Below are 4919 nucleotides of genomic sequence, written 5' to 3' on the forward strand. Positions count from 1 at the left end.
AACTGCAGCCGGCGTTCGCCGCGGCCAAAGCGGTACGGACTGCGCGGCTCCCAGCTATTGCCCACCACGTAGGGGTTAGGGACCACGATCACCTGGTCGAGCATAGATTTGGCCACCTGGAGGTCGTACTTGGGCGCGCTCACCTGGAACTCAAAGCGCTCGCCCTTGCGGAAAGGCTTGGTGGTGGCGATCCGGAACACATCGCCGGGCGCCGGTGGGATGAACACCGGCTTCAGGCTGTCCACCTCAAAGGTGAGTCGCCAGGTGGCCGTCACCTTCCAGGACGACAGCGGGTCGTCAATGAAAATGGTGATGCCCTCACCGCTGTCTGGAGTCAGCGTAGAGTCCTTCACGATGTCCCGGAAAAAGAACTGGGCTTGTACACCCTCGGTGACGTTCCACACGCTGAACTTTACGGGCGTCTCTGGATATCCCAGTTTGCGGGCAGACTTGGCCTCCACTTTGTCCGAGAAACGGATCTCATAGTCAGCAGGATAAGGAGTCGAATGGTTCAGAGCAGGGTCTTGGCTGACAAATAGCGGATCAAAGTCGACATAGGTCTTGTAGTTGCAGCTGCCCACGAGCCAACCCGTGCGCGAGTAGTCTACCTCGACCTTGGCATCGTTGACCATGTTTACCACCAGTCCGTCGAACAGGGGAGATTCTGTCTCTTCAAACACGGGGAGGCGGTGGAAGAGGAGCACCGTATCCGCTAACACGAGCCGATAGAGGGAGTAAAACGGCACGCCGCTGTTGTGGAAGCGGGAGGTGTCGTCGAACACAACCTGGTAACGGGCATTGTCGCGCACCGAATCCTCGATCACAAACTGCACCTGAAGGCTTCCCGTCCCAGGCCCTTCGTGCACAACGCCCTGGTCCTGCAGTGCGGCCGCCACATAGCCAGCCGATGGCGGATTCGGCACCACCACGGCAGTATTGACGTCGGTCTGCACATTGCCGGCAATGTCAACCTTGATGACGCTGGCGCACTCGGCCGGCGCAATACCTTCGACCTCGCCTGTGGCACTGGTATCCACCAGACCGCGGTCGTAGGAGACTACGGCATAGTAGTACGTCTGGCCGTTCTGAACGTCGGTGTCGATGAAGACATGGCGCAGGCCGTTGTCGGTGCCAAGGTCGAATTTCACCCCTTCCACATCGATGGGGTGGAGGCCCTTGATGCCATTCTGCAGGTCGAACTGCGCAATAGGTTTTCGGAATGTTGGTCTGCCGTAGGCGTCGGTGATGATCTTGTTCTCCAGGAACTCAGGTTCGGTGCTGCGGTAGATGCGGTAGCCCTCAAAGTCGTAGGCTTGAAGGAAAGGATCCCACGAGCTCTCTGCCCTGGTGTCCCAGAGGAGGGTCACCTTGCCGTCGCCCGGGATGGCGGTGAGAGTTGGCTTTTCCGGGGGCTTGGCAAAGCGGTAGTCGGCGTTGTAGATCTGCTGCACGGTCTTTTTGGTGCGCGCCAAGTCGTCGGCGTCCTCGGCAAAGATCAGGGCCATGGAGTAGTTTTCGGTTTGACCAGGCCGCAGCGGGAATGGCCCCGATGAGAAAAACATGCCCAGGTTGGCGGTCACCTGCAGGGCGTCTTTGGGCTGAGGTGCAGACACAAAAACCTTCCAGTTTTGCTCCTCGTTCCACAGTTCGTAGGTGTGCACCGGAAAGATACGGAAGCCGGTCAGGCCGATTTGGTCGGACTCGTCTTTGTCCAGAAAGCTATAGTTGGGCTCGCCAGGTGTGGGCATACCATCCGCCTCGCCGCCATCAGGGCCCGGGTATCCGTCCATGAATGGCCCAAGTCCGTCTTCGCCCACGTCGTCGTGCAAGGGCTCGCCGGCATCCCACTGGCCGTTGCCGTTCAGGTCCTCGAAGGACATCCAGTCCATGTCCTCGTCGGCAGACCAATGCGGGCGCGGTTCGCGGTTGAACGTCTCGCGGAAGGACTCCACGTCCACACACCCGTAGGGATAGGTATCCAGCCACATGCCTGGACTCGGGTCGTCGCGCCGCTCATCGATGAGCCCGTCGTCATCGTTATCTCGGCCGTCGGTCTTGATGCCCGGACTCTCTAAGAAGGCAAAACCGGCCACACCCACCGGCGACCATCGGCCCGGCGTCCCGAAGCCATCCCAATCCCATGCCCAGGCGATGTCCAGCCTTAAATTGTAGTTGCCAGTGTCGTCCGAAGAATCATCCGTGCCTCCGACCCCCCAGTCGATGTAGAAGCAGTAGTAGGTGCTGTCGTAGGTGGTCTTCCCTTCGTTGGTGATGAAGTAGATGGCGAAGAGCACGTCTTCGGCCAGCACTTGTGACCACTGAAAAAGGCGCGTTGCCACTTCGAGACCTAAGCCGCGGCGGGTCGTGTCGGTGGGATCGGGATAGAAATCCCACTCCTCGTCTGGGTCGTCGTCGAACACGAAGTAGGTTTCCAAATCGGCGTTGGTGACCCCTTTGCCAAAGAAGCCATTCCAAAAGCCGTCCCACTCTGCGGGTTTGTCGGGCCAGTGTGCAGGCCAGGTCGCGGGGTCGTTGCTCATGGCGGGCTTGTCCCCACGCGGGTTGAAGTAGCCCGGCAAAGGTGCCCACCCCCACAACTCATCCTTGGGCCCCTTGTCGACGAACTCCCGATATTGCGTCTCCATGGGGTAGATGACCTGGCCCTTGTTGTCGATGGTGCGCGCCTGGACGACGAGAGCGACGCCATCGACGTACGAGTGGCCGCTCCCTTTGGGCCACTCGCCAGACGGCTGATCCGGCCAGTGAGCGATTTCCCCCCAGTTGATGAAGATGGTCCGGACCAGATTGCCATCCATGATCCCCTGACGGCGGTAGCGCGCGTCGCCAGTGTTGGGGTCAGGCGTGCGTTGTGCCAACACCTCCGGGCAGGCGAAGGCGGTCAGAGCCAATAGTGCCAAGAGTACGCGCTTCATGACGCTATCCTCACCTGGTGAGTAAACCGCAGCTCAGAATTCCAACGTCAGGCCACACTGCACCTGGCGCGGGGCGCTGTAGAAATCCGGGCGCACGTAGTACTGGTCAAGCGTGTTTATGCCTCGCGGCCGCAGCCCTCCTGAATACACCGGCGCCAGGGAATAGCCGGCACGTCCTGTGTCGGTAAAGACCTCAACTTCGTTCAGCCGGTCAAACAAGTTGTAAACGCGCAGGAAAAGCTGGAGCGACAATTTCCCAAGCGGGAATGTCTTGTACGCATAGAGGTCGACGTTGTATTGAAGTGGCTTGCGGCCACTGTTTTCTACTGCGGTCTGGATGTTCTGGAACGACGGCGTGTAGGGAAGTCCAGTGCCGAACCGCCCGATCAGGTTCACGCTCAAGTCGTCGTTGCCGAGGGTGAGCGTCGCGTTGATTTGGTGGCGGCGATCCCAATTGAGCGGCACCATCTGTTTTGTTGTTTCGCGAGGTGGCTCCGTCTGCTGGTCAAGGAAAGCGGTGTTCGGGTCAGAGGCGTTCCCTTTGGCAATCTGAAATGTGTAGTCCAGCGTGGCGCCCACGCCGCCCTTGTGCCGCTTCTCGAAGGCCACGGTCACCCCCTTGACGTTCCCATAGTCACGGTTGATGTAGCGGCCGTAGCGAATCCCTTGCAGAGTCATTAGCACCTCGGTGCCCAGCAGATTGCGGATGTCCTTGTAATAAGCCGTCACATCCAGAGCAAGATCCTCGGTCAACTGCTGCTGCAAGCCTATCTCGTAGATGACCGTCTTCTGCGGCTTCAGCGTGGTGTTGCCCACGGTGTTCAGCAGGCTGTGAGGTGGCGGCGAGGGAGTGCTCTGCAAGGGGTAGATGTCGAATTCCGGGTTGGTGTACATAAAGTCCAAGTTCGGGATCTGGAAGAAGTGGCCGTAGGACACGTGAATAACCCCCCGCTCGGTGATGGGATAGGCGATGCCGAGTCGCGGGCTGAGTTGCGAGGCGCCCTCTGCTCGCACCCGCGGTGAGCTGCTTGGCTCGCGGAAGTTGGTGGGCACTTCGCCGTCGGGCTCGAAGTGGTCGAAGCGCACTCCCGCGTTCACGATCATGTAGTCGAATTCCATCTTGTCCTGCACGTAAGCGGCAAACTCCACAGGGCGGTGGGTGTATTGATTGTTGTTGAACGACGTCCTGGGCGGGATGCGTTCGGGGAGCTCGGGCACCACTTCAAACTCGTGCATCCACAGGCGGTGGCGTTTCACCTCGAGGCCAGTCTTGAACTGGTGCGTCTGGGTCGCCTGATAGGTGAGGTCGAACTTGCCGACAATAGTGCCTGTGCTGCGGTGGAAATTCCACATTTGCATGCCGCCAGTGAGGAAGGCGTTGGCGCCAGTATCCTGGAGCCTTCTGCTCGAGACATAGCCTGGGTCAAAAGGGTCTTCCAGGACAAATTGTTTGTACACCGTGTAGAAGTAGGTCCCTTTTACAGAGAAGAAGGCACGCGGGCTTAGCACTCTGTTCCACGCCAAACTGGTGTTGTAACCCCGCTGATAGCGCTTGTAATCGCCTGAGGGGTTGAGCCGGAATCGATGGTCGTAATACTTGAAGTAGGAGTCTTGCAGGAGAGTCTCGATGCTCAGTTTATCGGCAGTGGACAGTCGCACACTCAACTTCCCCTGGGCGGTGGCCCGCCGCTCAGGATTCATGGGCACTGCCTTGGCCTCTGTTATGAGCCGCTGAGCGACTTCCTCAGAAAATGAATAGACTTTGCCATGCGACATGATGGTCCACTTGGACTCCGCGTCGGCGGTAAAGTCGGACTGGTCGCTGGGCCTGCACACGTCTTTGCCGTAGATGTAGCCTTCGCTGTCGTAGTAGCGTCCCGAGAGGAAAAAGTTCACGGCGCCCGCAGTGAAAGGCAATGGACCGCTAAGAGTGCCCTGCAGGTTGTAGGAAGGATTCAGCCTGTCGATGTTCCAGAAGATTTCCTT

General features: G+C 58.9%; 2 protein-coding genes. Both read right to left on the reverse strand.

Annotated elements, in window-relative coordinates; translation table 11 throughout:
- On the reverse strand, positions 1-2933 hold a 2933-nt coding region (locus H5U38_04380; GenBank protein ID MBC7186257.1), incomplete at its 3' end, for a hypothetical protein.
- A 33-nt stretch (positions 2934-2966) separates the two neighbouring features.
- Positions 2967-4919: TonB-dependent receptor (locus H5U38_04385; protein MBC7186258.1), on the reverse strand; the 1953-nt coding region annotated here is incomplete at its 5' end.

It is taken from the genome of Calditrichota bacterium, from assembly GCA_014359355.1.
In the GTDB taxonomy this organism is placed as follows: domain Bacteria; phylum Zhuqueibacterota; class Zhuqueibacteria; order JANLFK01; family Oleimicrobiaceae; genus Oleimicrobium.